This is a genomic window from Algoriphagus aquimarinus, from assembly GCF_900112005.1.
Taxonomy (GTDB): domain Bacteria; phylum Bacteroidota; class Bacteroidia; order Cytophagales; family Cyclobacteriaceae; genus Algoriphagus; species Algoriphagus aquimarinus.
In genome coordinates, this window is record NZ_FOKK01000007.1 from 116,878 (window position 1) to 136,308 (window position 19,431).

Here is a 19,431-nt window from a genome sequence, read left to right on the forward strand (position 1 = left end):
TCCCTATTATGAATTATTACGGAGAGAAATTCAGCCATTAAACATTCAAAATTTTAATGTCAAATATCCATTCTGATAATTTTTGTCCTACCAATCGAGAAGACTGGAGAAAATGGCTAGAGCAAAACCATATATCCAAGGAATCCATTTGGCTTATTTACTATAAATCCTCGTCAGAGAATTTTAACTTAAGCTGGACAGATGCAGTCGAAGAAGCACTTTGCTTTGGATGGATTGATAGCGTAAGGAAGTCGATAGACGAGGAGCGATTTATACAGTTTTTTAGCAAGCGGAAAAAAAATAGTACCTGGTCAAAAATCAACAAGCAAAAAATCGAATTATTGATTGAGAAAAACCTGATGAGTAAAGCAGGGCTAGACTGTATTGCAATAGCTAAGCAAAATGGATCTTGGATAATATTGGATACGGTAGAAGCACTTATTATCCCTGATGATCTGAAAGCAGAGTTTATTAAACATCCTGGGGCAAAAGAGTACTTCGAAAGTCTGAGCAAATCTCGACAGAAAATACAACTGTCATGGATAGTACTTGCCAAGCGTGCCGAGACAAGACAGAAGCGAATTGTGGAAATAGCCGAGAACGCCCAGCAAAAGCTTTTGCCTAAACAGTTCCGCTAATCGAATCTCACTTTCAAATATCTGATCTGAAATTCTTTTGCATTCAATATCAAACATTCACAGGCCTTCAGTACATTGGTCAAGATCAGGAAAGAACTGATTTCTTTCTGTTTCAGAAAACCATACAACTAAATGAGCATCGACACCTCCATATTACGGGAGATTTTCAATGACACCCCATTTACAAGGGAAGAGAGTATCTTGATTGCTGGGAAATTTGAGAAAATCAAGCTAAAAAAAGGAGATACACTTTTACATGCTGATGAGGTAGTGTACAACCAATATTACGTTAGCGATGGTTGCCTACGCACCTACTTTATGGACAATTCCGGCAAAGAGCATACCTTACAGTTTGCCATCAAAGATTGGTGGATCAGTGATTACACGGCATTTTTCACAGCTACAAAAGCCGTTATGACTATTGAATGCATTCAGGAAGCAACTGTCTACAAAGTGTCCCGAACCAGCATGGAGAGCCTTTATGAAGGGACACCTTCACTGGAAACTTTCTTTAGAAAAAAAATGGAAAAGGCTTTCTCGGCCTTTCAAAAGAGAATACTTTTTAGCCTTTCCCTCACTGCAAGAGAAAGATATACTTCCTTTATCAGTACCTATCCAAACATAGAGCAGAGTGTGAAAAACTATCACATCGCCTCTTATTTAGGCATCACCACAGAGAGCCTAAGTAGAATTCGCAAAGAAATCACACAATAATCCTTTCTTACCCTACATCAATTTTTCTCATACGGGTACACCCTACTTTTGCTCATATAAATAACATATATGAAAAACATATCCTTACTGATAGTAGGCATTGCTCTATTATCAGCTTGTGGAAATAACACAAACATCAGCAATACAGTTGAAAAGGAAATTGAGGCTAAACCAGAAAAAAACACAACTATGAAAAAGGTATTATTTGTATTAACCAGTCATGATGAGCTAGGAAATACTGGAGAGAAAACAGGATTTTGGATTGAAGAATTTGCAGCACCTTACTATTTACTCAAAGATCAAGGAGTAGAAATCACGATTGCATCACCAAAAGGTGTGCAGCCTCCAATCGATCCTAAAAGCGCAGCACCAGAATCTCAAACTCCTGCTACGGTGAGGTATTATGCGGATAAAGAAACTCAGGACGTCTTGTCAAAAACAATTAAACTAGAGACTGCGAATCAGGCCGATTACGATGCGGTATTTTACCCAGGTGGTCATGGTCCATTGTGGGATTTGGCAGAAGACAAAAATTCAATTGCACTAATTGAAGCATTCTACCAAAATAACAAACCAGTAAGTGCAGTATGTCATGCTCCTGCAATTTTCAAGCATACTAAAAATGCAGACGGAACTCCTTTGGTACAAGGGAAAAAGGTAACTGGATTTACCAACGGCGAAGAAGATGCTGTACAATTAACTGACATCGTCCCATTTTTAGTAGAAGATATGCTAAAATCTAATGGAGGAATTTACTCCAAAAGTGATGATTGGGCTTCCTATGCTGTAGAAGATGGCTTGTTGATCACCGGACAAAATCCTGCTTCATCTGAGCTCGTAGCTGAAATGTTATTAAAAAAGCTTGAGAAATAACTAATTTAAGGGTAAGAATCATTCCTGATTCTTACCCTATTTTTAAGTAATAACACGTTGAAAAATGCTTGCTTCAGATTTTTAAAACCGAGGATTGAGGTGAGTTAATCACCTTATACTTTTCAAAAAATGCTAAGACTAGTTTTTAATCAAACAAAGCTGCTGGAAGCACTACTTGTAGTCAAAGTTATTTGGCACCAATCCCAAACTACCCAAAAAGTCCTTACTAGCAGCTGAAGTGTTGTAATCGTCTGTTTCTCTTGCGTAAACTTTCTCGATAACTTCAATAAAAGAAGACTTATGATCAGAGTAAATTAGGTAATTGATCGTCATCAATGCCAAGTGCTTATCAGAGCTCAAAACATACTTTTTTAACAATCTCTCAGCTTTCTGACTCTGATTCAGATCATGCAAGATAGCGGCTATGGTGATGGTACTAGGAGGATAATTATCGTCCAAACTTGCTTCTAACCTATCTGCATAAGGTAAGAGCAACTCCTTCTCTTGAGATCTCAATCCTATCGCCGCCCAGTATCGGACTAGTTCATTTTCTGATTTCAAGTATTCTAATTGTTGAAGCATGACAGCCTCATTTCGAAATCCTGCAAGCTTTGCTACTCGATAAATTTCATCCAGTGGATACCGAGAGCTTTCCTGCCTAAATTCATAAGGAGTTGATGAGACGGATATTTTCTCCAATTCATATTCTGGTAAGTACAAGACATCCTTTTGCTCAATTATATGTCTATCAAGAGCAGCACGCATCTTCTCCACCTTTTCTCTATACTCAGGATCATCAATTAAATTGTTTGTTTCCCATAGGTCACTTTCTATATCATAAAGTACCTCAGGTGCACGAGGTTCAAAAAGGCTTCTTTGTAGTGGATCTAAATCTCCATTTTCATAATCTCTCCCCATAACCTGTTTGATCTCCCCGATCTCCATGTATCTGATGTATCGTGCTTCAGGCATAAACGGCATATAATTTCTTGAATAAACGTACCTCCCATCAGTCACCGTTCGTACCATGTCAATTCCATTGTCGGAGCGGTCTGAGGAAATAAAAAGCTGATCCACTTCAGCATCCCTATCCACTCCTAGCAGGATTCTACCTTTCAGGTATTCCGGCATTTCTTCGCCCACAAGACTGATCAATGTAGGAGCTAAGTCTTCGAAGCTGATTAGTTCATCAGTACTTGAAGCCTTTCCCCATGGAGAAAGGTGTTTATATTTGGGTGGAAACCATATGGTAAAAGGCACACGATAACCGAAATTGATCCCATTGGTTTTGCCTCTGGGCATCCCTTCTCCATGATCTGCAAAAATGAAGATTATGGTTTCATCCAAAAGATCATCTTTTTCAAGTCTAGCTATAAGTTCTCCGATTCGATTATCAGTAAGTTTTAAGCTATTGTAAACTCTAGCCATCTGCTTTCTCATGGCTGGACTATCCCTGTAGAATGGCGGCATTTCAAACTCGCTTTCTCCTATTCGATCTTCCTCAGGCAATTTATCCCGCACTTCCTCCACATACCAATCATAGGGATTGGTCATAGTTCGGGACTGATGAGATTCGTTGTAATTGAAGACTGCAAAAAACGGTTGTTCTTCACCCCTATTCCACCAACCTGCTTTACCCGAACTCTCATCCCACGCCTCAGCGATAAAGGCCTTCTCATGGGCTACGTTGTAATCCGTCTTGCTATTATTAGTCACGTAATAACCAGCTTGCTTCAGATAGTAAGGAAACCCTTTGATCGCTGATGGAATCGAGAAATTACTTCTGTGATTTCCGGTCCCAAGCTCATAGGTTTTCACGCCAGTGATTATAGCTGTACGACTTGGTGAGCATACCGTACCCGTTGAAAATGCATTGGTAAACTGCACGCCCTCCTTGGTAAACTTATCCATCACCGGGGTGCTGGCATTTTCATTCCCATAGCTTCCTATAAACTGTGGAGAAGTATCTTCTATAGTGATCCAGAGGATATTAGGTTGCTGCGCAAAACTGGTAAAACTGATAAATAGGGCACAGATTACTATAACTCTAAAAAACTTCATGATGGGCTTTTGTTGATTTCGTTAGTACAAGTAATAAGGTTTAAACCGGATTCAAAACGATTGAAAGCTATCCTCTACAGGTTTTCCTCCCCAGCTTTTTGGCATATCCAAACCCAATATCCAAGCGATAGTTGCACCCGTGTCGTAGGTCATAATCAGGTCATTGATCTCATGATTCACTTTTACACCAGGACCAGAGATAACCCAAGGGATGTAAATTTCTTCCAATGATTTTCCTCCGTGCCCTTTCTCCACTCCACCATGATCGGATGAAAGCATAATGATCGTTTCATCTGCGAGACCCGCTGCTGCAACCGCTGCAACTAACTTCCCGATTTTAATATCAACAGCTTCCAGTTCCTTATAATACTCAGGTGTATCGTGACCGATGTTGTGCCCTACTCCATCAGGCTCACTGAGGTGCAAAAACATAAAGGTCGTTTCTCCCTCTTGAATAACCTCTATCGCTTTGGCGATATTAAGTTCTTCTTTCTCTCCATTATACACCAGATCAATTGCATCCTTCTCAATTAAATAACCTATTCCGTCCCAAGTATATATCGCCGCTGTTTTAGCAGTTGGTTTTTGATCTCTGATCACTGAAAATATAGAAGGAAATAATCCATATTTAGTGATTTCATAGGGAGGAATCTCAGGCGTTTTACTTCCCCATTCAGTAAATCCATGCGCCGTCGGACCAGCTCCCATGAGCATGGAAGCCCAGTTTACTGCACTTGAAGAAGGCAAAACTGTTCTCGCTTCCAAGGTGTGTGAACCGCTTTCCATCAGTTTCTTCAAGTTTGGCATAGTTGCCTTTGGAATAGCATAAGATCCAAGTCCATCAAAACCTATCAGAATCACATGCTTGGCATTTTTAACTTGGGAGATTCCCTCATTTTGAAAAGCAAAGACAAGGAATAGACAGAGAATAAAAAGTCGTTTCATAGAGAAGTTGAGCATATAGGCGAAATGGATAATTATTTAAAGACCGATAATAGTAAATATTTAGGGAGTTCACACCATTAATCCTCGGTGTTAAACCCATAAACACAAGAGCAAAATGAACATTAGTCAAAAACAAAACATCCTAAGCAGAAACCTCAGCCCAAACTCCGTTCATAGATTTATATTCCTATTAGGTAACTGGGCAAGGAAGACTTTCATGCGCAATTAAAAAACAAGTCCGCTCCTTACTTTAGCTGTATAAAGAAAAAATACCCTCCTTCCACTTTTAGGAGAAAAGCTTGAAAAATGATTTCATTTTAGTATTGTTATGCTTCCCAATAGAACTGTGTTTTGGGGATATAATTAGACCTAGCTATATGCAACACTTAAAACCATTTCTTGCAGCGCTGTTGATTCTTTTCAGTTTCAACGTATCGAAAGCCCAAATCCTCCACACCGAAAGCTTCACAGTAATCCTTGACTCTACCAAGCGGGTTCAAGGAAGTATTGTACCCGACTTGAAGTTTAAAAACCTAAAAGAGAATCTCTTTGAGTTTGAGAACACCGCCGATCTATCTATCAAATTCAAAAAGAATGCAGTCACCTTTGCCAACAAAATTGAACTCTCCAGATTTGGTAATCAAACACTTTTAAGCGGAGGATATGTCTATGCGGAGTATAGAAAAATCACCGAAACCAAAATAGCCATAGAGGTGTATAACCAAGTCCACTGGGCTGAAGCACGAGGTATGGAGTGGAAATATGCCGGAGGAGTGAACCTGAGGTTAAGAATGGTAACCAAACCGAATATTGGTTTCTATCTTGGTATAGGCCCATTTTATGAAAATGAACGATGGAATTACAAAGGTGTGTCGGATGACGTTTCCATACCTGTAGGTCCCGTGCCTATTATAAATGAAAACATAAAACTGGGATCCTATGCAAGTTTAAAATATGCCCCATTTGAAAAGATATTTGTTGATATCAGTTTGTATCATCAAGCTCGATTCGATGAGCTTTTCTCCTCGCCAAGACTAGCAAGTAGCTCCCGAGTGACTTACAAGTTCACAGAAGTGTTAGGCTTGTCCTTTATCTATCAAAATATCTACGATCCAAATCCAGTTGTTCCAATCGACAAACTTTTCAACAATGTCACCTTGGGAGTAACTATTTCATTTTAATTTAATCACTGCGTCCCTTCTAAGGGACGCAGTGATTAAATCATTCTTATTGGGCACTAACAATTCTCTTCTCTAGCTGCGTTGCTCCGAACACCATTTCTGCCGAATGCTTTTTGGCAATTTCTTCGATTTCTTTAACTATCTCTGGATTCTGGTCTGCCAGATCAAAGCGCTCTGAAGGATCATGTCCTAGGTTGTAAAGAGTTAGCTTTTCCAGCTTGGCAAGCTTTTCCGGATACCCAGCAGGATTATTACTGTAGAAATAAAGTTTGAAATCACCTTTTCTCACTGCGAAAAGTCTATCTCCGTGGTAATAGAACATTTCATCCCTAGGAGTCGCATTTTCCCCTCTAAAAACCGGACTTAAATCAAAGCCATCATAGACACGATCTTGAGGCATTTTTGCGCCAGCAAGTGTGGTAATCGTAGGTAATAAGTCAAGTGTACTTCCCATTTTTGAGATCACGCCTGGTTTTACATTTCCTGGTCCCCAAATTACAGTAGGAACACGAACTCCACCTTCATAGCTAGTTCCTTTTCCGCCGTAAAGAGAGCCAGAACTACCGCCCTGCTCATTGTAAACTAGCCAAGGGCCATTATCAGAAGTAAAAATCACATAGGTATTCTTATCCAGCCCATTATCCTTTAGAGCTCCAAGAATCTCTCCCACAGACCAATCTATCTCCTCGATCACATCCCCGTACAATCCCCGTTCGCTTTTCCCCAAGAAATCTCCAGAAGCAAAAAGCGGTACATGAGGAAGAGAATGAGCTAAATACAGAAAGAATGGCTTGTCTTTATTGGAGGAAATAAATTCTACCGCCTCGGCAGCATATCTTTTGGTGATGGTGTTTTGATCTGCAGGCCGCTCTATGACTTCGGTATTTCTCATCAGAGGCACGTTGAAATACTCAAATTTAGACTCAAGAAAAGCTTGCTGGTGAGTCACGTCATTTACGCGATCCATGTCATTGCTATAAGGAATTCCAAAGTAGGAATCGAAGCCATGACTAGTAGGTAAGTATTGCGGCAGGTGCCCCAAATGCCATTTTCCAATTGCGGCAGTGGAGTAACCAGCTCCTTTCAGAAGCTTTGCAATTGTATTCTCATAGGCAGGTAAACCTCCATCAGAATCCGGAAATAAAACCCTTCGCTTATTGCTGTACATCCCTGTACGTACAGGAAGTCTACCTGTTAAGATCGCTGACCTGCTCGGAGTACATACATTCGCTGCCACGTAGAAACTCGTCCATTTCTGTCCTTCCACTGCCATTTGATCGATATACGGAGTCTTGATCGTGGGATGACCAAATGTACCCAAGTCTCCATAGCCCTGATCATCTGTGAAAATGATGATGAAGTTGGGTTTGGTTTCTTTTGTGTTTTGGGCGAAAAGCTGTGTGGATGAAAAGAATAAAACTAGCAGTAATGGGAAGCAAAAAATGGAATTTTTCATAAAATGAGATAGGGTTAATAGTTAGTATCGTTAAGAAATTTAATTTATGTGATTATCCGCAATGATGCCAGTTGCCTTAGATTCTTTGTTTATCTGGTCGGAAGACCGATGACCGAAGACCGAAGTGACCTCAATTATAAATTTGAACATATTCTAGAGTGCTTTTCCCTCTTAACTGGTAGAAAAGCGGATATACATATTAATTTATTATAAATATATGACTTTCAAGAGTCAGTACTTTTCAGGGAAATTCTTTTCAAAATCTGTCTCATTCACCCAGCCAGCGTTCATTTTTTCACCATTCATGAAGCGATTGTAAAAATCATTGGAAGCCGCGCCCGAATACGGATACTCATCAAAAATATATCCCTTGCCAAACATTCTAGGATCCTTTTGCTGTTTTAACTCTTGAAACAAACGCTCTTTCAACTGCTCTTTGATCACTTGATATTCTGGATGGATTGCCAGATTTTGCATAGCAAAGGGATCTGAAATTCGCTTGAAAAGCTCTTCTGTCTGTCTTTTTCCAAAAGCCAAATCCCAGTTCTTAGAAGTTTTATTAGCTCTCCGATCATTTAGAATCTGAGTTTTAGTTGGACTTCCATCCGTATTCAAATAGCCTGTTTCAGGATTCCCTGCTGGCCATCTGTCTGTTTCAAAATTGTGTAAATACACATAGTCAGTCGTGACTATACCACGAATAGGATATCCTTGATCATCCGGCCTTCCTACATCGTGACGTTCTTTTCCTATGAGCACATGATTTCTTACTGGATCTACTTGTCCGGAATTTTCACTTTTAAAAATATCCATGAAACTTCGGCCTGTAATGGCAGCCATTTTCACAGAGTCTGTAGGTACTTGAGCTGCTTCTAAAAAAGTAGGCGTGAAATCAATGAAGCTGATAAAGTCCTCAATCACCCTACCCGATTTAGTAATTCCTTCTTGCCACATGACCGCGAGCGGAAGATGGTTGGAATACTCATATTCCTGACCTTTGATTCTCGGAAAAGGCATTCCATTATCTGCAGTTACGACTATGATCGTATTGGATAATTCCCCACGTCTTTCCAGTTCATCTATCATCTTTTGAAGATGCTGATCGAAATATTCAATTTCGTAGGCATAATCCAGCATATCTGCACGAACTGAATCCGTGTCTGGCCAGAATGGCGGCACCTCATCTATATCGCCCAGTTTCTTGTTCCCTTTGGTTAAGCCAGACTGAAATTCATAGGCACGATGTGGTTCAGTAGAACCATACCAAAAGACAAAGGGCTCATCCTCCTCTTTACTGTTTAAGAAATCGGCAAAGTTTTTAGCATAATCATTCGAGCTTATTTGAGGAGTTGGAGCCTCCATCTTAAACTTATTATAAGCAGGCCCAGTCAATTCCCTGGGTTTTCCACCTACCTCACCGGGATTGCCAGGTGCCCAACCTTTGGCAGTAAATCCACCATGATAACCAGAGCTGATCAGTTGCTCCATAAACGTGGTAAACTTTGCAGGAAAATCAGGTGAGTGATTTGCCGCTTCCTCCAGTTGCCAGGAGTTACGACCAGTCAAAATAGCGGCGCGAGATGGCGCACACTTTGCATTTGGTGTGTATGCATTCATAAATAGTAGCCCCTCTTTCGCTACATAGTCAAAAGCAGGTGTATTCACCCATTTGGTTCCATAAGCTCCCATATGAGGAAAAGAAGCATCATCCATTATTGCAAAGAGAATGTTTGGACGCTTCGCTGGAGTTTCTTTTTCGCCCGAATTGCAAGAATAAAACAGGGCAGAAATGAGAAGTGCCACTACAGCAAACAGTCTAGTCATTTTCATATTCATCATGGATAATTTGGAAACACTTTCACCTATAAACACAAACAGGCAATAACAATATAAAAATTGCTATTGCCTGTTTGCCCTAAAATCTATAATTATTTCAATACAACATCCTCCTCTTTACTATTCACATCTCCGCGAATAGCCGTGTAGGCAGCGATCATTTCTTCCAATTTCTCAGGATTGGATTCAGCTAGATTATCGGCTTGACCAATGTCCTTGGAAAGATTGTAAAGCTGATAGTTTTTATCATTTCCGATTTCAATATTAACTGAGGCTATTTTAGCGGCGCCATTGTATGGAGGAATCATAATCCACTCGTCTTTTCTCAAGGCTGTTCTACCCGTAGCTTCGAGAATCAAATCAGATCTACCTACTTTATCCTCTCCCATAAAGGCTGACAATAGATTTTCGCTATCCTGAGCCGTATCTGTACTTCCAGTAAGGGAAGCTAATGAGCTTAGAAAATCAACTTGACAAACCAAGGCATCTGATACCTGAGGCTGAATTTTTCCTTTCCAATAAACCATAAATGGCACTCGGGTTCCAGCTTCGAAAAGACTGTATTTACCGCCTCTCAAAGCACCTGCAGGAGTATGATTACCTATTTTCTCTACTGCATCATCATAGTAGCCATCATTCAATACCGGGCCATTATCAGAAGTAAAAATGATCAATGTATTCTCTAGCAAGCCTTCATCTTCCAAGGTTTTCATAAACTCACCTACCATCCAGTCAGCCTCCAGAATTACATCACCTCTTGGTCCCATTTCAGATTTACCTTCAAACCTAGGATGTGGAGTTCTCGGTACATGTGGCTGCTGAAATGCATAGTAAAGAAAGAAGGGTCCTTCCTTGTGTGACTTCACATAGCTTTGGGCTTTCTCCAAAAAGTGATCCGCCATATCAACATCCGACCACTTTGCAGCTTCTCCGCCTTTCATAAATCCGATTCTAGGAATGCCATTCACAATGCTGTTATTGTGGCCATGGTGCCACTTCGTAGTGGTTAGTTCAGGATTGTCTTTTCCAGTAGGTTCACCCTCGAAGTTTTTGTCATAGCTCACTTCGATAGGATCATTTGGATCCAAATTGACCACATTTCCATTTTCTATATAGACCGTAGGCACACGATCTTGAGTAGCAGCCATGATGTAGCTGTAGTCAAAGCCAACTTCATTTGGACTTGGGCTGATGTGCTGATTCCAATCAACATCTCCGTTGCCAAGACCCAAGTGCCATTTTCCTACCACACCAGTTTCATAGCCTTGTCCTTTTAGCATTTTAGGAACAGTCATCTGAGAAGTACTAATCAGCAAAGGTGCTGTACCTGGAAGGATCTTTGCATCTGCATTTCTCCATGGATAAACACCCGTAAGCAACGCATACCTACTCGGTGTACAAGTAGCAGAAGAGGCATAGCCATTGGTAAATCGAATTCCACCATTTGCCAATTTGTCCATGTTCGGAGTAGAAAGCTCAGTAGCTCCATAGGAACTCAAATCGCCATACCCCAAATCATCCATATAGATGATGACGATATTAGGCTTTTTCACCTCTGAATCAGCCACTTCCTCCTTAGGGGAGCTGCAGTTAAAAAACAGGGATACTCCTGTCAATCCAAGTAAAAGTTTACTCTTAAAACTCATGATTTTATGTTTTTATTTATCCTTATTAATCTTAAAACTTCGACATTCTTAATCCATCATTCGACCTTCAATAAAATTTCAAATGATGAATGATGAATACCCAATAATGAATAATCAAATGGGCCTCATCTGATATTTCAACTTTTTAAGCTACTCCGCAAGATTCACTTCTATTATTTCTGGATGACTGCTTACCATCGTAAGGCCAGCATACGTCTTCATCAATCCCTTATTCTGATCACGGACTTCCACTCGGTGCTTATCAGCCGAGAACACTTTTGGCTGAAAACTAGCAGTGTTTACAGGTATAGCATACTCAAGTTCACCAGTGGACTCATTATAGACAGAAACTAGTGGGTTTTCCACTCCTTCCAAATTCAAGGTATTTAGATAGCCAACAGCTTTTCTCGCATAATTATCTTTTTGGGAAACTGTCAATGGCCAACCTTCATATTGTCCTGCTGGATTGGAAATAGGATCTACATTTCTTGGCCAGCATTCGATCTTCATCGTACGTTCCTCCTTGTCAAAAGTAATAATCCCATAACCGGTACCTCTATCATATATTCTGGACGGTTCAAAACCTGATTTGTATGGATTGGCCACAGCCATAATCGTCATTTTATTACCAAAGCCATCTTCAAAATCCCCGGTATTTTTGGTCCCACCAGGAAAAGGCTCATGGCCTTCAGGTACTTTTGGCCACCAGCGTCTAGGCCAGAGATTATTCAATGCCGGACCGGCAAAGGCAAAACCAGAATCGCGGAATTCCTCCACGCCATATTGCACTGTACTTGCCAAATGCTGATCCCCCGCGATATGCAATGCAAATGATTTACGTATAATTCGTACAGCTTCATCGCGTCCCTTTTGAGGCCAGCCATTCGAATCCATATCTGTAGTCGGCGCATCGCCATCCACATACTCACCTTTCTCAGGAGTAGGTAAGCTAGGCACCATGCTATCAATAATACTTCCTTCTGGCAAAGTGGCTACAGTACAGAAGTTCGTCTGAGACAAAACAGCTTTCATCTGTACTCCTGGATTCCACTTAGCTGACCAGTTTTCCAAGAAATTAAGTTGTCTTTTTCCTAGTAGCTCAGCTTCAATATCGTAATGCTTTTTGATGTCAAAATCCGGGTTTTGAATAAAGCCATTCATGACTTTCGCTTCTTTTGGAAGGACATTCTGTGGAGCTGATTTGAATTTTCTATCTTCTAAAATCGCGAAACTCACTCCTCCATACTCCCAATCCGTGTAATAGACATTGATTCCTTGCTTTACAGGAGTTGGGTCAAACGCATCAGGTAAGTGACTTGTCTGACAATCCTGAATCATGTTCACCCATTCCGGAGGCATTTTATAGCCACCTTGATCTTGAGCTACATAGCCCCAACCCTCATCAGAGGGTGCATGCTTGCCACCTTCTCCCCAGACATTTCCATGATACACGTCATGATCATCTGGGATAATTGCTGCAGGAATCGTTCTGAAAATATCGCGGTACGACCAGCCAAACATATACCATTTGTGCAGGTAATCCAGATAGGATTTTTCCAGCGGGCTGGTTTGAATCCCAAATCCACCCGTACCCTCATAGAACTGATCTCCGAGGAATAAGGCCATTTCAGGTTTGTGCTTTGCAACATGAATAGCTACTTCCTGATCTGGAAAACCATGGTCAGCATTGCAGCTAAAAACTGCTACTTTCAAGTTATCAGTAGATTTTGGCTGTGCAGCGATCTCTCCGTGGTAAAAGAATTCCTGAGATTTATCCTTCAGTGGAACATTCACATGTACCCGATATGGGATCATTTCCTCATGCTTCCAACCATCTATTCTAAACTTAGCTATTCTTCCATTTGGATCTAGCTCAGAGGTCTGAACTGTCTCCCAGCCGGATCCTTTTTTGAGCTGAAGCTCCACCTTCATAGTTGAAATCAACTCAAGTGGTGCAAGCTGTGCTGTTAATTTAAGTGTGTTTTTGTGCAGGGTATATTGCGCAAAGAAGATCGGCCCAAAGACCTGATCGGCTTTTTCGACAATTTTATCTCCTTGAAAAACCCAATCTGAAAATGCGACCATACTGCTCGTGGTCTCTTCCTTCTTTGGGCAATTAGCTACCAAGGCTAGGTTACCTTGCAAATCCTGAGGAGCGATTCCTTCTGCAGTTAGGGTAATTGGATTCTTGTCAGTTTTGGTATTTGAAGCAGAAAGCGTCAAGCTGTACTTGCTTTGCTTAAACGAACCTTTCAAGGTTAATGTAAGTGGTTTGGTTAAATCCAGCTTCTGATCACTCAGTTTCTCCCCGATCATCAATTGCCCAGACCCAGTAATCCCGACATCCAATCCTTTGCCGAAAACTGCAGCAGAGCGATAGTCATCAAAAATGCCTTTTGCCCCAAGCCTAAAACCAGCATAGGCAGCGGCATTCCCAATCAATTCTTTATTGTCCCATGCTATGCTTACCGACTGCTGAAAATCTTTATTCTCAGTTCCCAGCTGATGCGTAAGAATATGCAAGGCTCTATTTGGGCCTGAAATATTGCAGACTGCTTTACCTCCTATGATTTCCCAATCCTGCAATCTATTTCCCCAAAACTCAGGGCCAACCCACTTCATATCCGGCCAATTTCCCCAGTTACTTTTGAAGCCTGAATCAGCCGTAGCAAGCAGCTTTTTGATACTTGTGAATCCTTGTGAAAAGAAAAAAGGAGTCGAAAAAGAAGTTAAGGCCATAGCCTTTACAGCGGATCTGCGTTTCATAGTATAAGAGGTGGTTAAGGAATTTAAAGATGGATTAGATATCCATTAAAGCCTTTCAAGACAAAGCTAAACGGAACAGCTTTGTCTTGAAAGGAAAAAATGGTAAATGAATTGCTTATAAAAACTACTCAAGCGAAGGGTTAATATTCACTTCACTCTGTGGAATTGGCCAAGTATTATCAACGCCATCACGAAATTTTCTTGAAGTCACATACCATCTACTTTTTGAATCTGCCTGTCCACCTTTTAGTCGTTGCTTTTTGGCACCCGGAAATGATGCGCCATAAAAATCTGCGTTAAGCACCTCTTTGGCTATATCCCATCTTAGCAAATCCCAATAGCGGATACCCTCAAAAGCTAGCTCAACCCTTCTTTCTTTACGAAGAATTTCTCTTAAAGCAGAGGGGTCCGTTGTAGTGATAGCAGGCATTCCTACAGAAGCCCTTGCCCTTACCTTATTTATAGTTTGATCCAAATCAGCTTGAGTGATTGCTTGGCCTGCTTCCAATTTAGCTTCCAAGTAGCTGAGCAAAATCTCTGCATAGCGTATGATTGGAAGGTTACCACCATAATTTGTTAGGTTGCCAGAAAAGCTTTCGTCAGCAAATTTCTTAAGTCCAAAACCAGTTTGGGTTGTCTGCTTACCCGCTCCTAATTGATCAGGAGAAGATGACGAATCCGGATGAGTGACATATGTGCCTTTGAATGTAGATCCATCAAATAAAACTGATGCTTTCAAACGCGGATCTCTATTTTTACTGACATTCTTAGGATCATATTGAGGGCTATCAAAAGAAAACTTCGAGCCATCTGTAAAATCATAGGCTTCTACCATGCTGCCGAGAGGATTGAACAAGTGCCAACCTCCAGCAATCGCAGGAAAGAAGTGCTGTAACATTCCATTAGCTGCGAGATTATCAATATACTGAGTGCTGAAAATGATTTCATCACTATTTTCATTGGTTTTGAGAAAAAGACCTGCATAATCTGGATCGATGATATTCTCTCCCATTTCTATGATCTCCGCATAGGTTTTTGCCGCCTCACTGAACTTCTTTTCTGACAATTGTAATCTTCCTGTAAAAGCTAACACTGTTTGCTGAGTAACTCTGCCTCTCTGTGCAGATGGCAATCCAGCATGGCTCGGAAGATAATCTACGATCTCACCAAACTCTTTCATTACGAATGCAACTATTTCAGCTTTAGAAGCCTTTTTAACGGAATTTGCTTCAGCTGGACTCAACGTTTTTTCGACCAATGGAACAGAGCCCCAAAACTGGGACATGTAATAGTATTGAGCTGCTCTAAGGAATCGAACTTCAGATTTCATCCTCTCCTTTTTCAAATCATCCATTGGCACTTGATCTACGTTCTCCAAGAAAAAGTTACAATTCGCGATATTTTTGTAAGATGAAGACCAGTAAGAGTTCAAAATATTGATACTGGAAGTTAGAGTTCCGTTGGATAACCTGTGAAAAGCAGAATTATCTCCTCGACGATCGTACGCGTTATCAGAAGCAAATTCCATAAACAACAAACCATCATAAGCCCACCAGTTGGATGGATTTACTGAGGTACCATTTTGGACGATCCCACCTCTATACACTCCGGTTAACGCTAATTCAGCATTACCTTCATTACTCCAAAATGTAGCATTATCAAAGCTATCTAAGGGAGACTTATCCAATTGATCTACACAAGAAAACAGAACGCTACTAAGCAGAATGCAACTGATATATCTATATATATAATTAATGTTATTCATTACGATTAGTATTTAAGTTAAAACTGTAGGTTGACGCCGAAGGTGTAATTTCCAAGTATTGGATAATACGCTCTGGCAGTATTAACCTCAGGATCCCAGCCTTTTCGGTAATTGCTGTACGTGAAAATATTCTCAGCACTTACATACATTCTGAGTCTAGATATCTTAAGTCTATCCAGTGCCGGCTGCGGTAGACTATAGCCCAATTGCACGTTTCTAAGCTTGACGTATGAACCGTCCAATGTCCAGAATGAAGATAATAGCGTGTTAGGAGTACCCGAATTTGATATAAACTCAAGTCTTGGATAACCAGCATTTCTGTCAGGATTTTCAGTAGTCCAGCGCTCTTCCATTTGCCATTTCTGTACGCCTCCTTGGTTATTAAAAGCATACCCCGCATCACCAGAAAGATTTCCTTTAACTCCTGCAACTCCCTGAATAAGCATACTGAAATCAAAGCCTTTGAAATCAGCGCCAAGGTTTAATCCAAAATTGAATTTAGGAATCTGACTACCCAGCACAGTTCGGTCATAGGTTGCATTTACTATTCCATCAGGCACACCATCAGGGCCACTAATATCTTTGTATCTAATATCTCCAGGTTTTGTATTTGGATTGATAGACTTCATGTCAGCCCAATTTGCCACGTCCTCTGCATCTACAAACAATCCATCCGCTTGATAACCATAATAGATATTCATTGGGTGACCAATAAAGAGCGAGCTTCCATTTCCTACTAGCCCATTAGGCTGATCGATGTTCCCAACACCTAGATCTATCACCTCGTTGTTTACTATAGTAAGATTACCTCCTGCTCGGAAATTAAAATCATTTCCTGAGTGACGATAATCCAGCACCAACTCAAGACCTGAGTTTCTCAGTTCACCAGAATTCTGCTGGGACAAACCAAAGCCAACTATACTAGAAACACTTGAGCTTGGACTATTAAGAATATCATAGGTAAAGCGATTGAAATACGTCGCTCCGAAATTGATCTTGCCTTGAAGCAAACTCATATCCAAACCGACATCCGTGGTACGAGTACTTTCCCAGTGTAATGTAGGATCCGTTATTACGTTACGAGTAACTCCAGTATTGATCACTCCACCAAAAGGGTAATTCTGACCAAGATTTAGTGTGTTTTGATAAGGATAATTACCAATATTCTGGTTTCCTAGAATACCAAAGGAGGCTTTCAATTTCAAATCATCGAGCCAAGAAGCTTTATCCTTTAAAAATCCTTCTTCGGATATTCTCCAACCTACTGCTGCTGAAGGGAAAAATGCGAATTTTTCATCTGTAGGAAAGCGGGAAGAACCATCGTATCTCATGGTAGCTTCAAATAAGTATTTCTCTACAAAGTCGTACTTAATTCTACCAAAAACTGACATCAAAGCCCACTCTGAAGCACTACCATTGTTTTTTTGATTATCAGGCGCACCTACATTAAGCTGGGTCAGGTCATTGTTAGCTAGATTATTTCTGTACGCATAAGTGAATTCATACAAATTATCTTCATAGGAATACCCACCCAGAACACTCAGCTTATGAAGACCAAAAACCTTATCGTAGTTAGCTACTAGTTGAATAGTCTTGTAATAATTGTTATCGCTATTTATACTTAGCTCATTTGGGCCTAAAGTAATATTCGGATTTAATACTTGAGTTGCCAGCAAACGCTTATCATCCGATGAAGTTTGGTTATATGCTCCTATCAAAGAAATCTTGAAAGACTTTGCAAGCTGGTAATCCAACTTAAGATTTGTATTTATATCAATGTTCTTAGCTTTAAAAAAAGAGTCATTGTTAAGGTAAGAAACTGGTGTTCCTTTACCCACTACACCTAAACCATAGTCTCCATTACTGTACCTGTCTACGTAAATAGATGGAAATCTGATTGATTGACCTATTATGCCTAGCATATCTGTAATATCAAGCGTAGCAGGAGCCGAAGGCTCATTAGTAACCGAGTTGATAAGCGATACTCTTGAAGTCAATTTCAATTTTGAACTTAGATCATTCTCCATGTTCAAGCGCACATTGTATCTAGAGTAATCATTCTTGATCACCAACCCATCTTGATATAGGTAGCCAAAAGACAAATTATACTTACTTGTTTTGGAGCCTCCATTAATAGTAAAATTGCTTGAGGTCTGAACTGGAGTTTCAGTCAATATCTGTCCTATGAAATCAGAATTTGGATAATTGTCCAAATCCGATCCATCTCTATATTTCTGAATATCTGCTTCGGAATAAACCTGATTACCATCTGCTTCATTATATAGCGCAGCAAATTCCCATGAATTAACAAATTCAGGATATTCTGTCGCACGCTGAAAGCCTACATAGCCATTATAGGTTATTTGTACTTTCTCACTTCCTCCTGTTTTTGTAGTCACCAGTATTACTCCATTCGCAGCTCTTGCTCCATAAATTGCAGCGGAAGAGGCGTCTTTCAGTACAGAGATAGACTCTATATCGTTTGGATTAATATCGTTGAAGCTATTAGTAGGGATTCCATCTATAAGTATCAATGGATTCGTACCTGCTCCAAACGAGCCTACTCCCCTAATATTAATGGTACCACCACTTGCCCCAGGCCGGCCGCCTCGTTGGATCACAGTTACCCCAGGAACTTGTCCTGTAAGTATACTGGAAGTGTTTGTCACCTGTCTGTTCTCGATGTTTTTAGAAGACAACTGAGACACAGCGCCGATTACATCAGCTTTCTTCTGCTCGCCATATCCTACAACTACAATCTCATCTAGTGCTTTCTCGTCTTCAAGTAGAGTTACATTCACAGTGCTTTGATTCTGTATACTCACTTTTTGGTTTTTATACCCTATAAATGAAAAAACCAATACACTACCTTCCTCTGCAGCTACTGAATAATTACCATCGATATCCGTCACCGTACCTTTGGTAGTGCCTTCCACAATGATCGTTACACCAGGAATACCAATGCCACTTTGATCAATAACCTTTCCTGTCACTTCAATTGCATTAGCATCTTCTATGCTCACTCCCTTGGTAGTACCAGATTGATATGGTCTGACATGGATATTATCATTGATTTGAATAAACCTAAGGCCAGTATCCTTGCTCAAACCCAATAAAAGATCATAAACAGTTTTATTCTGTACTGCTAAAGTCACCTTCTGCTTTACATCTACATTTCCTGTATTATAGGTAAAAGCTAAACCAGTCTGTTTCTCTACTTCCTTAAATACTTTCTCAAGAGGAGTGTTTTCCACACTCATGCCTACACTTATCTTTTCGATGTTTTTTCGCTGTGCATTGCCGGTATTAGCGAGCAATACAGTGCAGAAAATCAGCTGAAGAATGAACCCGTAGAGTAATCTTTTAGATAACATAATGAGTTGTCCCCGTATATTTTTTTTCATACTATTGTAATGGTTTAAGTGATGATTCGCTTGAATTTTTGCCTGAAATGGTTAGCGCTACTACAGGCAAGTTGAATTAGGCAGTTAGGAATTCTCCCCAGAATTTCTTCTGCCTTTTTTTAAGGACTATGTATCATATCCATGGT

General features: G+C 40.4%; 12 protein-coding genes. 4 read left to right on the top strand and 8 right to left on the bottom strand.

Annotated features, from left to right (window positions below):
- Positions 1-56 precede the first annotated feature (56 nt).
- The 3 genes from BM291_RS10915 to BM291_RS10925 all read left to right on the top strand — a co-directional run bounded on the left by BM291_RS10915 (position 57) and on the right by BM291_RS10925 (position 2,225).
- Entirely contained in the window at positions 57-638 is a 582-nt protein-coding gene (locus BM291_RS10915; RefSeq protein WP_092897285.1) for a YdeI/OmpD-associated family protein, read from the top strand.
- A 132-nt stretch (positions 639-770) separates the two neighbouring features.
- Positions 771-1,352, top strand: coding sequence for a Crp/Fnr family transcriptional regulator (locus BM291_RS10920; protein WP_092897287.1), 582 nt, complete (start codon positions 771-773; stop codon positions 1,350-1,352).
- A 189-nt stretch (positions 1,353-1,541) separates the two neighbouring features.
- A complete protein-coding gene (locus tag BM291_RS10925; RefSeq protein WP_217647308.1) occupies positions 1,542-2,225 on the top strand; it encodes a type 1 glutamine amidotransferase domain-containing protein in 684 nt (227 codons plus the stop codon).
- A 171-nt stretch (positions 2,226-2,396) separates the two neighbouring features.
- Here BM291_RS10925 and BM291_RS10930 read toward each other — a convergent pair whose 3' ends face one another.
- Both BM291_RS10930 and BM291_RS10935 read right to left on the bottom strand, forming a co-directional pair.
- Entirely contained in the window at positions 2,397-4,286 is a 1,890-nt protein-coding gene (locus BM291_RS10930; protein ID WP_092897291.1) for a sulfatase family protein, read from the bottom strand.
- 51 nt (positions 4,287-4,337) lie between these two features.
- The gene (locus BM291_RS10935; RefSeq protein WP_092897526.1) at positions 4,338-5,231 is read right to left on the bottom strand and encodes an alkaline phosphatase family protein; all 894 of its coding nucleotides are present in this window, start codon (positions 5,229-5,231) and stop codon (positions 4,338-4,340) included.
- Positions 5,232-5,608: 377 nt separating this feature from the next.
- On the opposite strand from BM291_RS10935, the gene BM291_RS10940 reads away from it, so the two are divergent.
- A complete protein-coding gene (locus tag BM291_RS10940) occupies positions 5,609-6,412 on the top strand; it encodes a hypothetical protein (protein WP_092897293.1) in 804 nt (267 codons plus the stop codon).
- A gap of 46 nt (positions 6,413-6,458) precedes the next feature.
- Here BM291_RS10940 and BM291_RS10945 read toward each other — a convergent pair whose 3' ends face one another.
- From BM291_RS10945 to BM291_RS10970, 6 genes are all read right to left on the bottom strand, one after another.
- Positions 6,459-7,868: a sulfatase family protein gene (locus BM291_RS10945; RefSeq protein WP_092897295.1), complete on the bottom strand. Its 1,410-nt coding sequence runs from the start codon at positions 7,866-7,868 to the stop codon at positions 6,459-6,461.
- 231 nt (positions 7,869-8,099) lie between these two features.
- Complete coding sequence (locus tag BM291_RS10950) at positions 8,100-9,707, bottom strand: sulfatase family protein (protein WP_092897528.1); 1,608 nt, start codon at positions 9,705-9,707, stop codon at positions 8,100-8,102.
- An 89-nt stretch (positions 9,708-9,796) separates the two neighbouring features.
- Positions 9,797-11,350, bottom strand: coding sequence for a sulfatase family protein (locus BM291_RS10955; RefSeq protein ID WP_092897297.1), 1,554 nt, complete (start codon positions 11,348-11,350; stop codon positions 9,797-9,799).
- 150 nt (positions 11,351-11,500) lie between these two features.
- Positions 11,501-14,116, bottom strand: a complete 2,616-nt coding sequence (locus tag BM291_RS10960) for an alkaline phosphatase D family protein (RefSeq protein ID WP_139229078.1) — start codon at positions 14,114-14,116, stop codon at positions 11,501-11,503.
- A gap of 124 nt (positions 14,117-14,240) precedes the next feature.
- Positions 14,241-15,881: a RagB/SusD family nutrient uptake outer membrane protein gene (locus tag BM291_RS10965; protein ID WP_092897299.1), complete on the bottom strand. Its 1,641-nt coding sequence runs from the start codon at positions 15,879-15,881 to the stop codon at positions 14,241-14,243.
- Positions 15,882-15,898: 17 nt separating this feature from the next.
- Positions 15,899-19,285: a SusC/RagA family TonB-linked outer membrane protein gene (locus BM291_RS10970; protein ID WP_245786838.1), complete on the bottom strand. Its 3,387-nt coding sequence runs from the start codon at positions 19,283-19,285 to the stop codon at positions 15,899-15,901.
- Positions 19,286-19,431 lie beyond the last annotated feature (146 nt).